1 protein-coding gene is annotated in these 430 nt (G+C 63.7%); it reads right to left on the reverse strand.

The annotated features are described in order from the left end of the window. Positions 1–55: 55 nt before the first annotated feature. Positions 56–430: AAA family ATPase (locus ALO43_RS14535; RefSeq protein ID WP_217999773.1), on the reverse strand; the 375-nt coding region annotated here is incomplete at its 5' end.

Genomic DNA, 430 nt, shown 5'->3' on the forward strand with positions numbered 1-430 from the left:
CACATGAACCCACCGAGCCAGCGCAGCATCGGAACCGACGGTTTCAGAACCTGTTTCACAGGCGCGGTGCCGAGACCTGGTCAAGGATCTGCCGAAGCACCTGATCCACCGAAAGGCCCTCAATGTCCAGTTCCGGTGACAGCCTGACCCTGTGTCGCAACACAGCCAGCGCGCAGCCCTTGATGTCGTCCGGAGTAACGAACTCACCGCCGCGCAACAATGCTCTGGCCCGCCCGCCACGCACCAGTGCAATTGAAGCGCGCGGCCCTGCGCCCTGGCTAAGACCTGGCCAGGTGCGCGTACTGCGCGCCACGCGCACGGCGTAGTCCAGCACCTGTTCATCAATGGGCAGCTCGCTGGCAATGCGTTGCAGTGCCTGAACCTCCCGAGCCTGCATGATGACCCGCAGCGGTCGCACATCCAGCATGTC

It is taken from the genome of Pseudomonas tremae, assembly GCF_001401155.1.
In the GTDB taxonomy this organism is placed as follows: Bacteria; Pseudomonadota; Gammaproteobacteria; order Pseudomonadales; family Pseudomonadaceae; genus Aquipseudomonas; species Aquipseudomonas tremae.